This window comes from Sphaerisporangium cinnabarinum, from assembly GCF_055567015.1.
Window position 1 is genome coordinate 158,474 of the sequence record NZ_JBVHRG010000006.1, and the last position, 18,147, is coordinate 176,620.

The window sequence follows — 18,147 nt, forward strand, 5'->3', positions numbered from 1 at the left end:
CATGATGACGTCCTCCGTGAGACGGGCGAGTGGATGATCCCCCAGCCCATCCGTGGGCCGGTCACCGAGCACTCTCGGCACCCGGGGGCACGTCGTGGTCAGTGATCTGCGTCACATCGTGTCGGCTCAGCCGAGGAGCTGCAGCACCGACGACGGCGCCTGGTTCGCCTGCGCGAGCATCGCCGTCCCGGCCTGCGCGAGCACGTTCAGGCGCGCGCCGTCGCGCACCTCCTGGGCGAGGTCCGCGTCCCGGATCCGCGACTCCGCGGCGCGCAGGTTCTCGCCCGTGCTGCCCGCGAGGCGCGCCGCGTGGTCGAGCCGGTTGATCGTGGCGCCCATGCGCGAGCGCTCCTCCGAGACGCGCGAGATCGCGCGGTCGATCGCCTCGACGGCCGCGCGCGAGGTGAGGTGCGCCAGGTCCGGGTAGCCCGCGCCGGTCAGGCTCACGCGCAGGTCGCCGTCGCCCGCGACGAGCGCCGACGACACCGCCCACGTCACGCGCGGGAGCTGGACGGAGATCGTCGAGGCGGCGTCGCCGCCGGCCCCGACCTGGAACGTCACCGTCGGCTCGCTCGCGAGGAGGAGCTGGTCGCCGTACGCGGACTCGTTGTGGGTCCGGCTCACCTCGCGCGCGAGCGCCCCCAGCTCCTCCTCGAGCGCGGCGCGCGCGTCCGGCCCGTTGGTGTCGTTCGCCGCCTGGAGCGCGAGCTCCCGCATGCGCTGAAGCATGCTCTGGATGCCGCCGAGCGCGCCGTCCGCCGTCTCCAGCATCGCGACCGCGTCTGCTGCGTTGCGCTGCGCGACGGCGCTGCCGTTCGCCTGGGCGCGCAGCCCCTCGGCCGTCGTCAGCCCCGCCGAGTCGTCGGCGGCACCGGTGATCCGCAGCCCGGACGCGAGGCGCTCCGCCGACGCGCCCTGCTCGCGCTGCGTCGCCGCGAGCCGGCGGTACGTCGTCGTCGCCGCCATGTTCGTCACGATCGAGAGACCCATGCGTGCGCTCCTGTCCCGCGCGGCCCGGGCGGGCCGGCTCGTCCGGTTCCGGCCCGTCCCCACGACCGGCCTCCTCCTGGGGACTGTCGGACGCCGCGGCCCGACGGTGGCCGACCGGCGGACCGCGGTCGACGTGGTCGCGCGCCCCGTCGTCAGGACGCCGCGGGCACCGACCACGCGGACCGCTGGGTGGCTCCGCCCGCGACGCGCTCGCCGAGCTCGGCGAGGTAGTCGCGGCGGCGCGCCGTGAGCGGCACGGCCGGGCCCTTGGCCTCCCGGGCCGAGTAGTGGGCCTCCAGACCCTCGCGGAGCAGGCGGACCGCCTCGATGCGCGCGTGCGAGACCGTCGAGTGGCTGATCCCCAGCTCGACGGCGAGCTCGCCGACGCTGCGTCCCACGAAGTAGACCTGCTCGACGACGTGCCGCAGCTGGTCCGGCAGCGCCGCCACCGCCTCGCGCACCACGTGCCGCTCCTCGACGGACAGGACCTGCTCCTCGGGGGTCGGCGCCTCGAGCACCACGTGGTCGTAGGTCGAGTCCTCCATCGCCACGATGGACCGCCCCGCGTCGTCCCGGGCCGCGCGCACCTCGACGACCGCGACGCCCATCGCCTCGGCGACCTGCGCGTCGGTCGGCTCGCGGCCGAGGGACGCCGTGAGCGACGCCGTGACCGACGTCAGCTCCTTGATGCGCCGGCGCGCCGAGCGCGGGGCCCAGTCCTGCGAGCGCAGCTCGTCGGCGAGCGCCCCGATGATGCGACGCCGTGCGTACGCGCCGAACGGCACGCCGCGGGCCGGGTCGAAGCTCGTGGCCGCCGTGGTGAGCGCGACGGCGCCGACCGACGCGAGGTCCTCGCGCGAGAGGTGGTCGGCCCGCGCGCACAGGTCGGAGACGAGGAAGCCGACGAGGGCAAGGTTGTCGACGACGAGAGCGTTGCGCTCGGAGAGGTTCACGCCGAAGCACCTTTCTGCTGGGGCGGGCCCGGTACGGCACCGGGAGACGCGGGTGAGGCGCGCGGCGGCGACCGCGTCCTGACCTCTCCCATGCAGCGGGCCCGGGGATCAGTCGCCACATGCGCACCGCGCGTGCCGACAGTGCGTCTCGAGCGGGCCCGTGCCCGCCGCCCCGACCGACCACCGCGCACGTAAGGGAGAGCCACGTTGGGCCCTCAGGAGCTGTCGACCCTGCTGTGGCGAGAGCGCGAGCTGCTCGAGATGCTGCTGTTCAAGCTCGAGGAGGAGCAGCTCCTCCTCACCGCCGGCCGCACCCGCTGGCTCGCCCACGCGAACCGCGAGGTCGAGACCGTCATGGAGAAGGTGCGCGAGGCGACCCTCGTGCGCACCGTCGCGTCCGAGACGGTGGCGGCGGAGTGGGGCCTGGCGCCCGACGCCACGCTGCGGGAGATCGCCGCGGCCGCCCCCACCGCGGGGCCCTGGCGCGAGATCTTCGAGGGCCACCTCACGGGCCTCACGGAGCTGACGGTGCGGATCAAGACCGTCCGCGACACGAACACCCAGTTCGTCAACCACGCGTCGCGCTCCACGCAGGAGACGCTCGCGACGCTCGGCGGCGAGCCCCGCACCTACGACGCGACCGGCGCCACCACGGACCGGTCCGACGTCGCCCGCCTGTTCGACACGATGCTGTAAGGAGCCCCTCCCATGAGCTCGTTCTCCATCCTCAACACGGCCTTCCGAGGCCTGAGCGCCGCCCAGGCGGGCATCGACGTCACCGGTCAGAACGTGGCCAACGTCAACACGCCGGGCTACACGCGCCAGCGCGTGCAGCAGTCGGCGACGGCCCCGCTCACCGAGATGGGCCTGGGGCGGCTCTCGCAGTCCGCGCGGTCCGGCCAGGGCGTGACGATCGACGGCGTCGCCCGCCTCGGGAACCTGTTCCTGGAGTCGCGCGTGCGCCAGACGGCGTCCGCCGACGGGTACGCGGGCGTGCGCGCCGCCGCGTTCACGGCCGTCGAGGACATCCATGGCGAGCCCTCGGACACCGGGCTGTCCGCCGCGCTGCAGTCGTTCTGGGGCGCCTGGCAGGACGCCGCGAACTCGCCGGGCAAGGACGCCCAGGCCTGGGTCGTGGTCGAGGAGGCCGGCGCCGTCGTCGACCGGATCGTCGACGGCCGGGCCCGCGTGGAGACCGCGTGGGGCCAGGCCCGGACGAGCGCCGGCTCGCTCGTGGCCGAGATCAACACGGTCGCGGACAAGATCGCCGCGCTCAACACGCGCATCCTCGACGCCTCCGGCCAGAACGGCTCCGCCAACGAGCTCGTCGACCAGCGCAACCAGCTCGCCGCCGACCTGGCGCGCCTCGCGGGCGCCCAGACGAGCACGAACCCCGACGGCACCGTCAACGTGCTCCTGGGCGGGAACCTCCTCGTCGACGGCAACCACGTGAACGAGGTCCGGCTCGTCGGGGCCTCGACGCTCGACGGGGCGGCTGCCGACGCGGTGCGGCTCGAGTGGTCGCACCGTCCGGGTGCGGCCGTCGGGCTCGAGGGCGGCGAGCTCGCGGGGCACCTGTCGGCACTCGCGCCGGTGTCCTCCGGCGGGGTGTACGCCCAGGCCGCGGCGGGCTACGACGCGCTCGCGTCGGCGCTCGTCACGCAGGTCAACGCGCTGCACACGACGGGCCTGACGCCGTCGGGCACCCCGGGCGGAGCGTTCTTCGCGATCGAGCCGGGCAGGTCCGCGGGCGCCGGCCTGCGGGTCGCGGTGACCGCGCCCGGCCAGGTCGCGACCGCCGCCGTCGGCGCGGGCAGCCTCGACGGGTCGGTCGCCGACCGCATCGCCGCGCTCGGAAGCGCCGCCGGCGGGCCCGACGCGGTGTGGTCGACGCACGTCACGCAGCTCGCCGTGAAGTCGAGCTCGGCCGGCTACGACGCGAAGCTCGCCACCACGGCGTCCACGGCGGCGTTCAGCGACCTGCTCTCGCACTCCGCGGTCTCCCTCGACGAGGAGACCGTGAACCTCATGCAGTACCAGCACGCCTACCAGGGCGCGGCCCGCGTGCTCACCGCCGTCGACGAGATGCTCGACCAGCTCATCAACCGCACCGGCCGCGTCGGGCTGTAGCCCGCGACCAGGTCCGCAAGGGGAGAACCGTGCGCATCACCAACCAGATGCAGGCCTCGTACGTCACGAGGAGCCTGCAGTCCAACCTCGCGAGGATCGCCGAGCTCCAGGAGCAGGGCACCTCGGGGCGCAAGATCACGCGTGCCTCGAGCGACCCGTCGTCCGCGGCGGACGCCCTCGCGATCCGCGGCCGGCTCGCAGCCGAGCAGCAGTACGACCGGAACATCGCGAACGGCGAGGGCTGGCTCGCGACGCTCGACTCGACGCTCGGCACCGTGACCGACATCGTCCAGCGCGTGCGCGACCTCGTCCTCCAGGGCGCGTCGGACACGACGTCGGCGGAGGGCCGGGAGGCCGTCGCCGCCGAGCTCGTGGAGCTGCGCGACGAGCTGCTGCGCCAGTCGAACTCCACGTACCTCGGGCGCACCGTCTTCGCCGGGACCTCGGACGAGGGCGTCGCCTTCCGCGACGACTACTCGTTCACGGGCGGCGGCGGCGCACCCGTCGAGCGTCGCATCGGCGTCGACTCGACGGTCCGCGTCGACGTGGACGGCGCGGCCGTCTTCGGCACGGGGTCCGGCTCCGTGTTCGCGCTGCTGGACTCCGTGGCGGCCGACCTGCGGGCCGGCAACGGGAGCGGGGGGCACCTCGCCGCCGTCGACGCTCGGCTCGACGCGGTGCTCACCCAGCACACGACGGTCGGTGCCCGGCAGAACCAGCTCGAGCGCGCCGCCGACACCAACCTCGGCAACCGCACCTCGCTCGAGACGCGCCGCGGCGCCATCGAGGACGCCGACCTCGCCGAGCTCGCGATCGACCTGCAGCTCAAGCAGGTCGCCTACCAGGCGACCCTGAGCATCGGCGCCACCCTCCTGCAGCCCTCACTCCTGGACTACCTCCGCTGATGACCACGCTCACCTTCGTCACCCCGCCCCCCGGCCTCGCGGCCCGACGCTTCGAGCTCCTCACCGAGCAGGGCGACGGCGTCTACACGCTGTCCGCGCTCGACACCCCCGGCGTCGAGATGCTCGTCCTCGACCCCGGCCGCTGGGTGCCCGGGTACTCCCCCGCGATCCCGTCGTCCGACCTCGCGCGCATCGGCGCCGAGGAGACCGACCCGCTCGTCCTCGTCGTCGCGAGCGTGCGCGCGGGCCGCGTGCACGCGAACCTCCTGGCGCCCGTGCTCGTGCACCCCGAGACGGGCGCCGCGGTCCAGTCCGTCCTCGAGGGGCAGGGGCTCGACCTGCGGCGGACCCTCGTCACGGCCTGACCTCGCGGACGGCCCGTCCCCACCCGACCACAGCCACCCCGGCGCCGCTCACGGCACCGGGGTGGCTGTCCGTCGTCGTGCCGTGCCGTGCCGGGGCGCGAACCGGGGGACGACGAGAGGCCGGGCCCGGGGCGTGCGCCCCTGGCCCGGCCTCCGTGCGGGTCGGTCCCGGTCGTCGTCAGGCGAGGACGACCGTCAGCGCCCCGCCGCCGTAGCCGGCGATCTCGATCTCCGCGTCGAGGCGGCGACCGGTGCTGCGCAGGAACGTCACGGGTGCGCCCGGGAGCGGCCCGCGCGTCGAGTCGAACACCTCGGCGAGCTTGAGGTGCGGCGCGCCCTCGGCGTTGAAGAGGGCGGCCGTGACGTTGAGGACCTCGGACAGGTTCTCGAGCAGGACGTCGCTCAGCGCGCCGTCGGCCGCCGCGTCCTGGGCGGGGCCGGGCGGCACGAGGCCGATCGAGGCGCCGAGGTGGGCGCCGAGCGGGACGTCGACGGCGACGACCGCCTCGACCTGGGCCCGGTGGCTGACGTAGGTCGCGGCGATGACACCCGGCCTCGTCTCGGGCGTCAGGAGCGCGCTCGCGCGCACGGCCGTGCAGCCGCGGCCGACCAGCCCCGCGTACAGGTCGCGGATCTCCTTGAGCTCGGGCAGGGGGGTCGTGGTCACAGGGGGCTCCTCCGGGGGACGGACGTCGGGGTCAACGGACGTGCGGGCGCAGGACGTCCTCGAACGTGTCCGCGTCGAACGGCTTGGCGATGAGGAACAGGGCGCCCTCGGCGTCCGCGAGCTCGCGCATCTGCGGCGAGCCCTCCGACGTGACGAACCCGAGCGGCACGCTCGACCCCGCGGTGCGCAGCGCGCGCAGGAGGTCGATCCCGTTCATCTCCGGCATGTTCCAGTCGGACAGCACGAGGTCCGGCTGCTCCGCCAGGGTGAGGGCGAGCGCCTCGGCGCCGTCCCCGGCCTGCAGGATCTCCCAGTCCTTGAACCCCGCCTGGCGCAGGGTCCGGACGACGATCTGCCGCATCACGCGGCTGTCGTCCGCGACGACGACTCTCACAGCTGTTCTCCGTCCTTCGAGGTCCACAACGAGATGACGAGGGGTTCGCCGCGCCACAGCAGCGCCTGCGCGTGGTCGGCCGCTCGCACGACCGCCGGGCCCGTGGTGTCGACCACGGGCAGGGTGAGCGACGAGCCACCGTCGAGCATGCCCTTGAGGTTCCCGCCGACGACGTTGGCGACCTCGCCGAGCGCGTCACGCACGTCGTCGAGGCTCACGGTCTCGCCGTCGTCCAGCTGGAGGAGCGCGCGCGCGATCCGGTCCGCGGTCGGGCGGGCGGTCACGACGAGCGTGCGCCACGACGTCGGGCCGACGATGTCGACCCACGCGTGCACGGGGTCGGCGATCGGCGCCGCGAGGGCGTCGACGGGCTCGAGCAGGCCCGGCTCGCCGTCGACCATGGCGGCGAAGAGGTCCTGGGCGATGGGCAGGACGCTCTGGGTGAGCGTGTCCCGGGTGTCGATCATGCGAGCTCCTTGGTCGGCAGGAGCCCGAGCATGTCGAGCTTGCCCATGAGTGCGTCCGGCGTGAACGGCTTGATGAGGTACTCGTGGGCACCGGCGGCGAGCGCGCGCACGATGCGCGACTGCTCGGACTCCGTGGTGATCATCATGAGCGTGAGGTCGCGCCACTCGCGGCGCGCGCGGACGGCCTGCACGAACTGCAGCCCGTCCATGACCGGCATGTTCCAGTCGACGCACGCGAGCTCGAAGCGCTCGCCCGCCTCGAGCAGGTCGAGCGCCTGGCGTCCGTCACCCGCCTCGGCGGTCTCGAAGCCGAGATCCCTCAGCGTCGTGGCGACGATGCGGCGCATCACGCGGGCGTCGTCGATGATCAGCGCTCTCATGCGCTGCCTCCTCGGAGTCGGTAGATGGAGCCCTGCGTGACGTCGACCCGTTCCCACGCGGGATCGACGCCGACGGTGGTCTCGGCGGCACCCAGCAGGAGGAAGCCGCCCGGCCGCACCCGGCTGCGGAGCCGGGCGAGGATCGACTGCTTGGTCGGCAGGTCGAAGTAGATGAGCACGTTGCGCAGGAAGACGATGTCGAACATCCGGGGCCCGGGCGGTGCCGTGAGCAGGTTGTGCTGCTGGAACGTGAGGTTCTCCCGCAGCGCCGGGTCGACCTCCCACTCGGCGCCCACGCGCCGGAAGTTGCGCACGAGCATGGGCGCGGGCAGGCCGCGGTTGATCTCGAGCTGGCTGTACCGGCCCGTGCGGGCCCGCTCGACGACCTGCGCGTTGATGTCCGTCGCGAGGATCCGGTAGCTCCGCACCCGCTCCTCGCGCAGGACCATCGCGATGCTGTACGGCTCCTGGCCGGTCGAGCACGCCGCGGACCAGATGCTGAGGTCCGCGCCCGCGAGCTCCGGCAGGATCGCTCGGCGCAGCGCGGTGAACGGCGAGGTGTCGCGGAACCAGGACGTCTCGTTGGTCGTCATCGCCTCGACGACGCGCACGGTCTCCGCCGGGGAGCCGCCCCGCAGGTAGCGGCGGACGTAGCTGTCGACGGCGTCGGGACCCTGGAGCCCCTTCTCGCGCGCGAGCGGCCCGAGCCGCGCCTCGACGAGGTACTCCTTGCCCGGCGCGAGCTGGATCGCGCTGTGCTTGCGGACCAGGTCGCTCACGTACGCGAACGACTGGGTGGAGACGGTCATGCGTGCGCTCCTTCGGCCGCGCCGACGACGGCGCGCGCGACCTGGTCGAGGGGAAGGACCGCGTGGGCGTGCCCCGCGGTCGTGACGGCTCCCGGCATGCCCCAGACGACCGAGCTCTCCTCGTCCTGGGCCAGCACGTGGCCGCCGGCGCGGGCGATCTCGCCCGCACCCTCGCGGCCGTCGGACCCCATCCCCGTGAGGACGACGGCGAGCAGGTCGCCGCCCAGCGTGCGGACCGCGGAGCGGAACAGGACGTCGACGGCGGGCCGCGTGAAGTTCACCGGGGGCCCGTCCGTGACGAGGGTCGTCAGGTCCGCGCCCTGGCGGGCGAGCTCGAGGTGCCGGCCGCCGGGCGCCAGGTACGCGTGACCGGGCCGGAGCACCTCGCCCCCGGCGGCCTCGACCACCGTCGTGGGGCCTGCGCGGTCCAGGCGCTCGGCCAGCTGGCGGGTGAAGACCGGCGGCATGTGCTGGACCACGAGCATCGGGACCGGCAGCGGCGTGGTCAACGACGACAGCACCGTCCGCAGCGCCTCCGGCCCTCCGGTGGAGGAGCCGACGACGACCGCGCGCACGGGTCGTGCCGGGACGGGGCGGCGGACCGAGGCCCCCGTCCGGGCGCTCCTCGTCGCCGGGACGCCGGGAGCGCGCGGGACGAGCGCCTTGATCTTGGGCGTGAGCTCCTGGCCGACGCGCTCGAGCGCCGTCTGGACCGAGCCGGTGCCGCTCGGCTTGGTGACGTAGTCCGTGGCACCGGCCGTCAGGGCGTCGAGGGTCGCGGACGCCCCGCGCTCCGTGAGCGTCGAGAACATGACGACGGGCATGCGCCGGCCGGCCGCGCGGAGCGCCCGCACCGTCTCGATGCCGTCCATGACGGGCATCTCGATGTCGAGCGTGACGACGTCGGGGTCGAGCTGCTCGACCTTCGCGAGGGCGAGGCGGCCGTCGGCCGCCGTGCCGACCACGGTGATGTCAGGGTCTCGGTCGAGCGTCTGCGCGACGAGGCGGCGGATCACGACGGAGTCGTCGACGACGAGCACGCGGATCACCGTCGGCCTCCTCGGGCGCGGCACGCGCCGGCCGCGCGGGGTGGGGGCGTCATGGTCGGCGCTCTCAGAGCCGGAACCGGGAGACCTGGGCGTCGAGCAGCTCCGAGACGTGGGCGAGCTCACCGACGGCGACGTTGAGCTGCTCCATCGACCGGGCGCTCTCCTGCGCGCCGGCGGCGATGCCGGTGATGTTGCCCGCGATCTCGCTCGACCCCGTCGCCGCCTCCTGCACCCCCCGCGACATCTCGTTCGTCGTCGCGGTCTGCTCCTCCACCGCCGACGCGATCGTCAGCTGGTAGTCGTTGATCCGCCCGATGATGTCCGCGATCTCCCCGATCGCCTCCACCGCACCCACCGTGTCCCCCTGGATCGCCTCCACCCGACGCGCGATGTCCTCCGTCGCCTTCGCCGTCTCCTGCGCCAGCTCCTTCACCTCGCTGGCCACCACCGCGAACCCCTTGCCCGCCTCACCCGCACGAGCCGCCTCGATCGTCGCGTTCAACGCCAACAAGTTCGTCTGCTCCGCGATCGACGTGATCACCTTGATCACGTCACCGATCTCCTGCGACGACGTCCCCAGCTTCTGCACCGTCTCGTTCGTCGCCGCAGCCCGCTCCGTGGCCTTGTTCGCCACCTTCGCCGCCTCGTTCGAGTTCTGCGCGATCTCCCGGATCGAGGCCCCCATCTCCTCCGCACCCGCAGCCACCGTCTGCACGTTCTGCGACACCTGCTCCGCCGCCGACGCCACCACACCCGACTGCGCCGCCGTCTCGTCCGACGACGCCGAGAACTGCGCACCCGCCGCAGACAGCTGCTCCGTCGCCGCAGCCACCGCCTCCGACGTCCCCGCCACCTCCGCGATGATCCCCCGCAAGTTCTCCTGCGCACTCGTCAACGCCGCAGCCATCTGCCCCAGCTCGTCACGACCCACCACCTCGGCCCGCACCGTCAGGTCACCGTCGCCCAGCGCGGTCAGGCTCCTCGACACGGCCCGGATCCGCAGGGCGATCCCGCGCGCCACGACGTAGGACAGCGCGGTCGCCGCGAGGGCGCCGAGCACCGCGACGAGGATCGTGGCGAGCAGCGCCCGTGCCGCGAGCGTGTCCGTCTCCTCGGCGAGCTCCGCCGCCTGCTCGCCCTGGGACACCGTCTCGACCTGCATCGCGTCCAGGACGCCCGTCGTCAGGGGACGGACGGTGTCGTCGAAGTACGCGGCGAAGCCCGCGGTGTCACCCGCGTCGGCGAGCGGGAAGAGCCCGCCCTCGGCGGCCGCGTAGTACGCGTCCAGGGCCGCGACGAGCGCGTCGACGTCGGTCTGGCTCACCGCGTTGGGACGGTACGCCTCGATCTGGGCGTCCAGGTCGACCTTGCGCTCCACCAGCTCGTCGAGGAGGCTCGCCCGGGTCTCCGCGTCCGCGATCCCGTACTGGACCACGCGGGCGCGGTCGCCCTGGAAGGCGCGCTGGATCTCCGTGAGCTGCTGCAGCGGCGTGACGTTGCCGCGGTACATCTCGTCGGCGTCCGAGCGCAGCTCGCGCATCGAGACGAGCGCGACGGCCGTGATGACGCCGGTCACCACCACCATGACGAGGACCGACGTGAGGATCTTGACGAGGACGGGACTGTCCCTCCACGGGCGTCGGGGAAGGTCCTGCTGCTGGTTCGTGGGCATCGTGGTCGTCTCTCTGCGGAAGGCGTACGGGTGTCAGGGGGTCAGTAGGTGAACCGGGAGGCGCGGCTGCGGAGCTCGGCGGCCATGCGGGCGAGCTCGGCGATCGAGCCGTTCATCTGCTCGACGGCCTCCGCCGTCGACGACGCGCCGGCGGCGATGCCGGTGATGTTGCCCGCGATCTCGCTCGACCCCGTCGCCGCCTCCTGCACCCCCCGCGACATCTCGTTCGTCGTCGCGGTCTGCTCCTCCACCGCCGACGCGATCGTCAGCTGGTAGTCGTTGATCCGCCCGATGATGTCCGCGATCTCCCCGATCGCCTCCACCGCACCCACCGTGTCCCCCTGGATCGCCTCCACCCGACGCGCGATGTCCTCCGTCGCCTTCGCCGTCTCCTGCGCCAGCTCCTTCACCTCGCTGGCCACCACCGCGAACCCCTTGCCCGCCTCACCCGCACGAGCCGCCTCGATCGTCGCGTTCAACGCCAACAAGTTCGTCTGCTCCGCGATCGACGTGATCACCTTGATCACGTCACCGATCTCCTGCGACGACGTCCCCAGCTTCTGCACCGTCTCGTTCGTCGCCGCAGCCCGCTCCGTGGCCTTGTTCGCCACCTTCGCCGCCTCGTTCGAGTTCTGCGCGATCTCCCGGATCGAGGCCCCCATCTCCTCCGCACCCGCAGCCACCGTCTGCACGTTCTGCGACACCTGCTCCGCCGCCGACGCCACCACACCCGACTGCGCCGCCGTCTCGTCCGACGACGCCGAGAACTGCGCACCCGCCGCAGACAGCTGCTCCGTCGCCGCAGCCACCGCCTCCGACGTCCCCGCCACCTCCGCGATGATCCCCCGCAAGTTCTCCTGCGCACTCGTCAACGCCGCAGCCATCTGCCCCAGCTCGTCACGACCCACCACCTCGGCCCGCACCGTCAGGTCACCGGAGGCGAGCGCGCCGAGCGCGTGCTGGACCGTGCCCGCGGACCGACGGATGCGGTTGGCGACCCGCACGCCCACGACGACCGCGAGGAGGAGCCCGACGACCGCGACGACGATCATGAGGAGGAAGGCGCGCGCGGCCTTCGCCGCCGCGTCGTCCGCGACCGTGTCGAGGTAGGCGTAGACCGCGTCACCGGACGCCGACAGCGAGGCGCGGTACGTCGCGATGATCTCGTCGTTGGCCGCCTGGATCTCGGGCGTCACGGCCTTCGCCTCGACCGCCGGCATGAGCGTCGCGTCGCGGAAGGCGAGCCACTCGGCCCAGCTCGCCTTGAACGCGGTCCAGTTCGGCTCCTCCACCCCGTCGGCGGCGAGCACCGCGTCGATCAGGCCGATCTGCTCCTCGACGCGGGCGTCCGTCGCCGCCATCTGCTCCACGGTCTGCTCGCGAGCCTCGCCCTCGACGATGTCGTACTGGTAGGTGAGCCGCCACGCCTCCTGCGTGTCGTGGTCCACCTCCGCGTTGCTGCGCAGGAGCGAGCTCGCCACGCTCGCGACCGACGCCGTGTCGTCGGACGTCGACCGCAGGCTCTGCAGCGCGAAGGCCACGACGAGGACGAGCACGACGGCGAGCACGCCGAGCGCGGTGAGGATCTTCGTGCGGACGGAGAAGTCGGCGAAGCGACGCCGGCGCGTGGGCCGGGGGGTCTCGAGCGTGGACATCGGTGGCTCCTGGGGGGACGAGGGTCGAGAAGAGGGAAGGGCGAGCCCGGCGGGCTCAGGACGCCGCGGCGTCGACGTCGAGGGCGAGCAGCAGCCGGTCGGGGAGCTTGTACGCGCCGCGGATCACGGCACGCAGCTCCTCGGGGAGCGTCTGGGGCGGCGTCTCGAACTGGTCGGCGTCGACCTCGAGCACGTCGCCGATCGTGTCGACGAGCAGGCTCACGGTCTCGTCGCCGACGAAGACGACGACCATCATCTGGTCCGCGTCGTGGGCCGCCATGCCGAGGCGACGCCGCAGGTCGACGGAGAGCACGACCTGCCCGCGGAGGTTGACGAGGCCCCCGACGTCGTCGGGCGCGAGCGGCACGCGCGTCCGGGCCCGGCCCGGCAGGACCTCCTGGACCCGGTCGACGGGGATCCCGCACAGCCGGTCGGCCAGCGTGAACGTCACGAGCTGCTGCGTGGTCATCGGGCACCTGCCAGCGACAGGTCGGTCCCGGCCGTCGCGTCGTCGAAGGGGTCGAGGTCGTCGTAGAAGCCGGGGTCCGCCGCCTGGACGGCGCTGCGGACGTCGAGCAGCTCCGTCACGCGGTCCTTGAGCACGGTCGACCCCGTGAGCCCGTGGCCGTCGATGTCGCTGCGCCGGCGCGCGTCGTCCTCGACGATGTCGAAGATCTCCGTGACCGCCATCGCGATGCTGCGCCCCGCGCGGGTGTACACGACGATGTCGAGCTCGTCCGCGGGCGGGCCGCCGGCGGCGCCCAGGAGCTGGTCGAGCCGCACGAGCGGCAGCAGCGCGCCGCGGTACTGGAGCACCTCGCGCGAGCCGACCTGCTCGATCGTGTCGGAGCGGATGCGTTCGAGCCGCGTCACCGCGGAGAGCGGGATCGCCACGCGGCGGTCCCCCGCCCCGACGACGAGCATCTGCTCGACGGTCGCGGCGCTCTCCGTCGTGTCCTGCGCGTACGCGCGGGCCAGGTCCGCGGCGTCGGACGTGAGCACCTTGCGGGCGATCGCCTGGAGGTCGAGGATGAGCGCCACCCCGCCGTCGCCGAGCACCGTCGCCCCGGAGTACATGCCGATCTGCTTGAGCCGGTTCGCGAGCGCCTTGACGACGATCTCCTCCATGTTGAGGACGCGGTCGACGATCACGCCGAAGCGCTGGTCGTCCGCCTCGACGACCGCGATGACGCGCCCCTCGGACTCCGGGTCGAGCCCGAGCACCTCGGAGAGCGACAGGAGCGGCAGCAGCGTGCCCCGCAGCCGGAAGACGGGCGCGGTGCCGACGTGCTCGATCTCGCCGTGCTGGTCGCCGAGGGCGACGAGCTCGAGGAGGCTGACCTGCGGGATCGCGTAGACCGCGCCGCAGCACATCACCGTGAGCGCGGGCATGATCGCGAGCGTCAGCGGGATCCGCATGCGCCACGTCGTGCCGGTCCCGACCGTCGACTCGACGTCGACCGAGCCGCCGATGGCCTCGATGTTCGTGCGCACGACGTCCATCCCGACGCCGCGCCCGGACACGTTGGTGACCTTCGCGGCCGTCGAGAAGCCGGGCAGGAACAGCAGGTCGAGCAGCTCTGACGGGGCCATCGCGGCGACGTCGCCCGCGGTCCGCAGCCCCTTGGCCACGGCGGTGCGCCCGACCTTCTCGGGGTCGATACCTGCGCCGTCGTCCGTGATCTCGACGACGACCTGGCCGTTCGAGTGGTAGGCGCGCAGCGTCACGAGCCCCTGGGGCCGCTTGCCGGCGCGGCGCCGGTCGTCGGGCGCCTCGATCCCGTGGTCGACGGCGTTGCGCACCAGGTGCGTCAGCGGGTCCTTGACCGCCTCGAGCAGGGAGCGGTCGAGCTCGGTGTCACCGCCCGTCATCTCGATCCGGACGTCGCGGCCCAGCGTCTTCGCGAGGTCGCGCACGACGCGCGGCATCTTGGACCACACGTGCTCGATCGGCTGCATGCGCGTCTTCATGACGCCCTCCTGCAGCTCGGACGCGATGAGGCTGAGGCGCTGCGCGGAGCGCTTGGTCTCCTGGTCCTCGCCCGCGCCGGCGATCCGGTCGATCTGGTTGCGCACCAGCACGAGCTCGCCGACCTGCCGCATGAGCGTGTCGAGGAGGTCGACGTCCACCCGGATCGAGCCGTCCGCGGCGTTGCGGGTGTGCGGCTCGGGCTCGGGTGCCGGCTCGGGCGCGGGCGCCGGTCCGACGGCGGTCGCGGCCGCCGGCTCGACAGCGGGCGGTGCCGCGACGGGCGCGGGGGCGACGTCGTGCGCGGCTGTGCCGTCCGGGTCGGGGACGGGCGTGTGCTCGGGGTCGGTCTCGGGGGCGACGTCGTGCGCGACGTCGGTCGAGGCATCGGTCGCGACGTCCGGCTCCGGCGCCGCCGTGCCGTCCTGGACGGCCACGATCCGCGCGACCATCGGGTCGACGTCGAGGTCGTCCCCGACGCCGGACTCGACCTTCGCGAGGATGGCCCGCAAGGTGTCGACGAGCGCGAGCAGCACGTCCGCCGTCGGCTGGTCCATCGCCCGCTCGCCGTCGCGCAGCTCCGACAGGAGCGACTCGCCCACGTGGGACACGCGCTCGAGGTTGCCGAACCCGAGGAAGCCGCTCGTGCCCTTGATCGTGTGCACCGTGCGGAAGATGCTGCTCAGCAGCGCGCGCGACGACGGGTCGCTCTCGAGCGCCACGAGGTCCTGGTCGAGCTGGTCGAGGTTCTCGTAGGACTCGACCAGGAACTCGTGGACGATCTCGTCCATCTCGTCCACGTCCGTACCTCCCCGCCATGTCTGGCGTGCGTCTGTCTCGTCGCCGGTCTCCGGCGTGCGGACCGGGTACCCCCGCGGGTGCCCGGGTGGCCGACCCGTTCGGCACGGGCGGTCATCGCGCACTGTCGGTACGCGGTGCCGCGTCGTGGGGCGCGGGTCGTCCTGGGTGGTGTCAGGCGGTCGCCTTCTGCGCGGCGCGGTTCACGAGCCCCGCGGCCTCCGGGCGCGTCATGCCCTGCAGGACGAGCTCCTCGACCAGCGAGGCGATGAGCTCGTGCACGTCGCGCGGGTTGAGCGGCGAGCCGGAGCGGCGCCGGGCGAGCTCCTTGTTCAGCGGGGCGCAGCGCTCCGCGATGGTCGTGCGCGGGCGTGCCGGGACGGCGGCCATGGGGTCTCCTCTCGGTGCCTCGCGGGCGAGGCGCGTCGGTGGTCGTGAGGTCCTATGCGACGAGCGACCGCTTCTGGCCACCCGTGCGCGCCGCGGCGACCAGGTCGGCGAGGGCGCGGCGCACGGCGAGCGGCGTCGCACCCAGCGGGGCGCCGGGAAGTGCCGCGGCCGACGTCAGGGCGTCGAGGTACCGCGCCGCGTCGCGCGTCGACTCGCCGGTCCCGCGGTCGGGGTCCCACGCGGAGCGCGCCTCGTGCTCGTGCTCGAGGAAGACGGCGGTGAGCTCGGTCACCCAGGCGGCGTCCGCACCGCAGCCCGCGACGGCCTGCTTGACGGCGACGCGGGTGCGGGAGACGGCGGGCCGGCCGGGCCGCGCGCGGTCGGCGAGCGCGTCGCGGACGAGGAGGTGCGCGATCCGCGCGCCGTACTCGTGGTCGGCGACGGTCTGCAGCCGGTCGCGGTCGAACGCCGCCCAGAGCCGGCCGAGCAGGACCGCACGGCGCTCGTCGGTCGGGGCGAGGAGCCCGACGACGGAGCGCAGGGCGAGGTCCTCGTCCTCCTCGACCCACCCGAGCATCCGGGCGCGCGCGTCCGGGTCGAGCGGGCGGTCGAGCTCGGGCAGGTCGAACGCCTCCCGGATCGCGCCCGCGTCGATCTGGGTGCGGAGCACGCCACGCTGTCGTGCGGCCGCGCTCACGTGCGTCTCGTAGAGCTGCTCGAGCTGCGCGGAGCGGCCCGCGTCGACGACGTCCGTCGCGGGGTCGGGGACGACCGGCAGCTCGTGCAGGAGGCCCGCGAGCCGACCCTCGTCGTCGACCGTGCCCTCCAGGAGGTCGGTCGACACGATCTGCCCCACCCGGCGCGCGCTGCGCACGGAGCGCAGGAGCGTGCGGTGCATGAGCGTGTAGTCGCCGAGCGCCTGGCGGATCGATCCGGCCGCGCTCGCGCCGTCGGCGAACACCTCGAGGTCGAAGAACTTGGTGCCGTTGCGCCCTGTCGAGTCCCCGGCCGCGCCGTCGGCGCTCGGGAGGTCGAGGAGCTTGCGGGTGTAGAAGTCGACGGCCGCCTCGACCATGTCGTCGTGCAGGAACCGCGCGACGTCGTGCCGGTGGCAGTACCGCAGCGTCTCGGACGGGATGATGCCGGTCCGGAAGACGGCCTCGAAGACCGCCATGCGGGCCTCGCGCTCGGGGAGCGTCCCGGAGCGCACGCGCAGCGCGAGGTCGGTGGTGAGGCGGTCGAGCTCGTCGCTCGCGCGGTCGTGGGTACGGGGGGCGGGGACGTCGGTGGCGACGGTCGAGGTGTGCATGGCGAGGGTGTGTGCGGCGCCCGCGCGAAAATCGGCCGCTCGCAGCCCCGCGGCAACGTGATGTCCGTCACACTCGCCCGCGCGTGGTTCGAGGTGGTGCGCGCAGGTTGGCGTGCGCCCCCGTCGCATAGGCGTGGAGACCACCACGACGAGAGGACCCCTGTGGAGCACAGACGCCGGACGTTCGACGCCGGACCGGGAGCGGGCCTCCTGCTCCCCGCGTCCGCGATCGAGACGGTGGCCCGCCTGCACCGCTGGCAGGCGTTCGCCGGCCTGGCCGACGGCGAGCTGCTGCTCTCGCCCCTGTCCGCGTCACCGCTCCCCCTGCCGTGGACCGTGCCCGCGGGCCGGCGACGGTGGGCGACGGTGCGCCCCGAGGCGATGTGGCACCCGCTCCTGTGGCTGCCCGAGCGCCTGAGCACGCCGCGGGTCCTGCGCGACCCGGTGACGGGCGAGACGTGGGGCGAGACCTACGACGAGTGGGCGCTGCGCGTCGTGCTCGAGCTCACCGAGGCGGGCCCGGTGACCCTCGACGGGCAGGAGTGGGTCCTGCTGCACGACCCGGCGCACGATCGGTTCGTGCGCCCCGTCGGACCGGAGGACCACGACCTCGTCCCGCTCTTCGACGCACGGACCGGGACCTGGCTCGACGTGCTGTCGACCGTGGGGCTCGACGTCGACGACCCGGCAGACGTGGCGCGGGTCGAGGCGTGGCTCGCCGGCGGGGCCGACGCCGCGCTCGACGCGGTGGACCTCGACCGGCACCTGCGGGCCGACGGGCGCGACCCGGCGTGGTCGCTCGACCGGGTGCACCGGCCCCTCGCCGGGCCGGGCGAGTCCCGGACCTACGTCGAGGACCTGCGCGACGCGTCGTCAGCCCTCGTGGCCCGCGAGCTCGGCGAGCGCGCGGCCCGCCTGGGGCGCGGCCGGGCCCCCGCACGCGAGCTCGGCAGGCAGGTCGGCACGCTCGCGCGCATCGCGTCGACGCTGCTCTCCCCGCGCGAGCTCGTCGCCGAGGACCTCGGGCTGGCGCTGTCGCTCGTCACGGCGAGCGCCGAGCGGGCGACGACGAAGCGGGCCGCGCTCGACGCCGTCGCGGACCTGCGCATGGTGCTCGGCCCGGTCGCGCAGGCGGCGGCCGTCGGGCTCGACCGCGTCGCGCTGCGGTCGGAGATCGAGACGGCGCAGGTGCACCGGCAGGTCGCGGCGCTCTCGGGCCGGACGGTCGCCTGAGGCGCCTCGCCG

Annotated in this window: 19 protein-coding genes; 5 read left to right on the forward strand and 14 right to left on the reverse strand. The window is 73.8% G+C overall.

Annotation, left to right across the window (positions count from 1 at the left end; all coding sequences use genetic code 11):
* Nucleotides 1-126: 126 nt before the first annotated feature.
* Nucleotides 127-990, reverse strand: coding sequence for a flagellin N-terminal helical domain-containing protein (locus ACZ4MO_RS10750; RefSeq protein ID WP_175007686.1), 864 nt, complete (start codon nucleotides 988-990; stop codon nucleotides 127-129).
* A gap of 152 nt (nucleotides 991-1,142) precedes the next feature.
* The gene (locus ACZ4MO_RS10755) at nucleotides 1,143-1,943 is read right to left on the reverse strand and encodes a sigma-70 family RNA polymerase sigma factor (RefSeq protein ID WP_175007685.1); all 801 of its coding nucleotides are present in this window, start codon (nucleotides 1,941-1,943) and stop codon (nucleotides 1,143-1,145) included.
* 207 nt (nucleotides 1,944-2,150) lie between these two features.
* Between ACZ4MO_RS10755 and ACZ4MO_RS10760 the strand changes: the two genes are divergently transcribed.
* The 4 genes from ACZ4MO_RS10760 to ACZ4MO_RS10775 are packed head-to-tail and all read left to right on the forward strand — an operon-like array spanning nucleotide 2,151 to nucleotide 5,343.
* Nucleotides 2,151-2,639, forward strand: coding sequence for a flagellar export chaperone FlgN (locus tag ACZ4MO_RS10760; protein ID WP_175007684.1), 489 nt, complete (start codon nucleotides 2,151-2,153; stop codon nucleotides 2,637-2,639).
* Nucleotides 2,640-2,651: 12 nt separating this feature from the next.
* The gene (flgK, locus tag ACZ4MO_RS10765) at nucleotides 2,652-4,073 is read left to right on the forward strand and encodes a flagellar hook-associated protein FlgK (RefSeq protein ID WP_108051604.1); all 1,422 of its coding nucleotides are present in this window, start codon (nucleotides 2,652-2,654) and stop codon (nucleotides 4,071-4,073) included.
* A gap of 29 nt (nucleotides 4,074-4,102) precedes the next feature.
* Entirely contained in the window at nucleotides 4,103-4,978 is an 876-nt protein-coding gene (gene flgL, locus ACZ4MO_RS10770; protein WP_175007683.1) for a flagellar hook-associated protein FlgL, read from the forward strand.
* Nucleotides 4,978-5,343: a flagellar assembly protein FliW gene (locus ACZ4MO_RS10775; RefSeq protein WP_061266682.1), complete on the forward strand. Its 366-nt coding sequence runs from the start codon at nucleotides 4,978-4,980 to the stop codon at nucleotides 5,341-5,343. Before flgL ends, ACZ4MO_RS10775 begins: the two co-directional genes overlap by 1 nt.
* 178 nt (nucleotides 5,344-5,521) lie before the next feature.
* Here ACZ4MO_RS10775 and ACZ4MO_RS10780 read toward each other — a convergent pair whose 3' ends face one another.
* From ACZ4MO_RS10780 to ACZ4MO_RS10835, 12 genes are all read right to left on the reverse strand, one after another.
* A complete protein-coding gene (locus tag ACZ4MO_RS10780; protein ID WP_061266681.1) occupies nucleotides 5,522-6,010 on the reverse strand; it encodes a hypothetical protein in 489 nt (162 codons plus the stop codon).
* A gap of 31 nt (nucleotides 6,011-6,041) precedes the next feature.
* The gene (locus tag ACZ4MO_RS10785) at nucleotides 6,042-6,404 is read right to left on the reverse strand and encodes a response regulator (protein ID WP_175007682.1); all 363 of its coding nucleotides are present in this window, start codon (nucleotides 6,402-6,404) and stop codon (nucleotides 6,042-6,044) included.
* Nucleotides 6,401-6,871 (reverse strand): chemotaxis protein CheX, encoded by a 471-nt coding sequence (locus tag ACZ4MO_RS10790; RefSeq protein WP_175007681.1) that lies wholly within the window; start codon nucleotides 6,869-6,871, stop codon nucleotides 6,401-6,403. Before ACZ4MO_RS10790 ends, ACZ4MO_RS10785 begins: the two co-directional genes overlap by 4 nt.
* Complete coding sequence (locus ACZ4MO_RS10795; protein WP_175007680.1) at nucleotides 6,868-7,251, reverse strand: response regulator; 384 nt, start codon at nucleotides 7,249-7,251, stop codon at nucleotides 6,868-6,870. Before ACZ4MO_RS10795 ends, ACZ4MO_RS10790 begins: the two co-directional genes overlap by 4 nt.
* Complete coding sequence (locus ACZ4MO_RS10800; protein WP_175007679.1) at nucleotides 7,248-8,060, reverse strand: CheR family methyltransferase; 813 nt, start codon at nucleotides 8,058-8,060, stop codon at nucleotides 7,248-7,250. Before ACZ4MO_RS10800 ends, ACZ4MO_RS10795 begins: the two co-directional genes overlap by 4 nt.
* Entirely contained in the window at nucleotides 8,057-9,109 is a 1,053-nt protein-coding gene (locus ACZ4MO_RS10805; RefSeq protein ID WP_175007678.1) for a chemotaxis-specific protein-glutamate methyltransferase CheB, read from the reverse strand. Before ACZ4MO_RS10805 ends, ACZ4MO_RS10800 begins: the two co-directional genes overlap by 4 nt.
* Nucleotides 9,110-9,173: 64 nt before the next feature.
* On the reverse strand, nucleotides 9,174-10,781 hold the full coding sequence (locus tag ACZ4MO_RS10810; RefSeq protein ID WP_209828426.1) for a methyl-accepting chemotaxis protein: 1,608 nt from the start codon (nucleotides 10,779-10,781) through the stop codon (nucleotides 9,174-9,176).
* Nucleotides 10,782-10,822: 41 nt separating this feature from the next.
* Entirely contained in the window at nucleotides 10,823-12,436 is a 1,614-nt protein-coding gene (locus ACZ4MO_RS10815; RefSeq protein ID WP_499278849.1) for a methyl-accepting chemotaxis protein, read from the reverse strand.
* A gap of 55 nt (nucleotides 12,437-12,491) precedes the next feature.
* Complete coding sequence (locus ACZ4MO_RS10820) at nucleotides 12,492-12,905, reverse strand: chemotaxis protein CheW (protein WP_043660141.1); 414 nt, start codon at nucleotides 12,903-12,905, stop codon at nucleotides 12,492-12,494.
* On the reverse strand, nucleotides 12,902-15,196 hold the full coding sequence (locus ACZ4MO_RS10825) for a chemotaxis protein CheW (RefSeq protein ID WP_255436983.1): 2,295 nt from the start codon (nucleotides 15,194-15,196) through the stop codon (nucleotides 12,902-12,904). Before ACZ4MO_RS10825 ends, ACZ4MO_RS10820 begins: the two co-directional genes overlap by 4 nt.
* A gap of 181 nt (nucleotides 15,197-15,377) precedes the next feature.
* Nucleotides 15,378-15,593, reverse strand: coding sequence for a hypothetical protein (locus ACZ4MO_RS10830; RefSeq protein ID WP_043653789.1), 216 nt, complete (start codon nucleotides 15,591-15,593; stop codon nucleotides 15,378-15,380).
* 52 nt (nucleotides 15,594-15,645) lie between these two features.
* Nucleotides 15,646-16,902: a hypothetical protein gene (locus ACZ4MO_RS10835; protein WP_175007676.1), complete on the reverse strand. Its 1,257-nt coding sequence runs from the start codon at nucleotides 16,900-16,902 to the stop codon at nucleotides 15,646-15,648.
* A 162-nt stretch (nucleotides 16,903-17,064) separates the two neighbouring features.
* Between ACZ4MO_RS10835 and ACZ4MO_RS10840 the strand changes: the two genes are divergently transcribed.
* Nucleotides 17,065-18,135 carry a hypothetical protein gene (locus ACZ4MO_RS10840; RefSeq protein WP_175007675.1) on the forward strand — a complete coding sequence of 357 codons (1,071 nt, stop codon included), beginning with the start codon at nucleotides 17,065-17,067 and terminating at the stop codon, nucleotides 18,133-18,135.
* Nucleotides 18,136-18,147 lie beyond the last annotated feature (12 nt).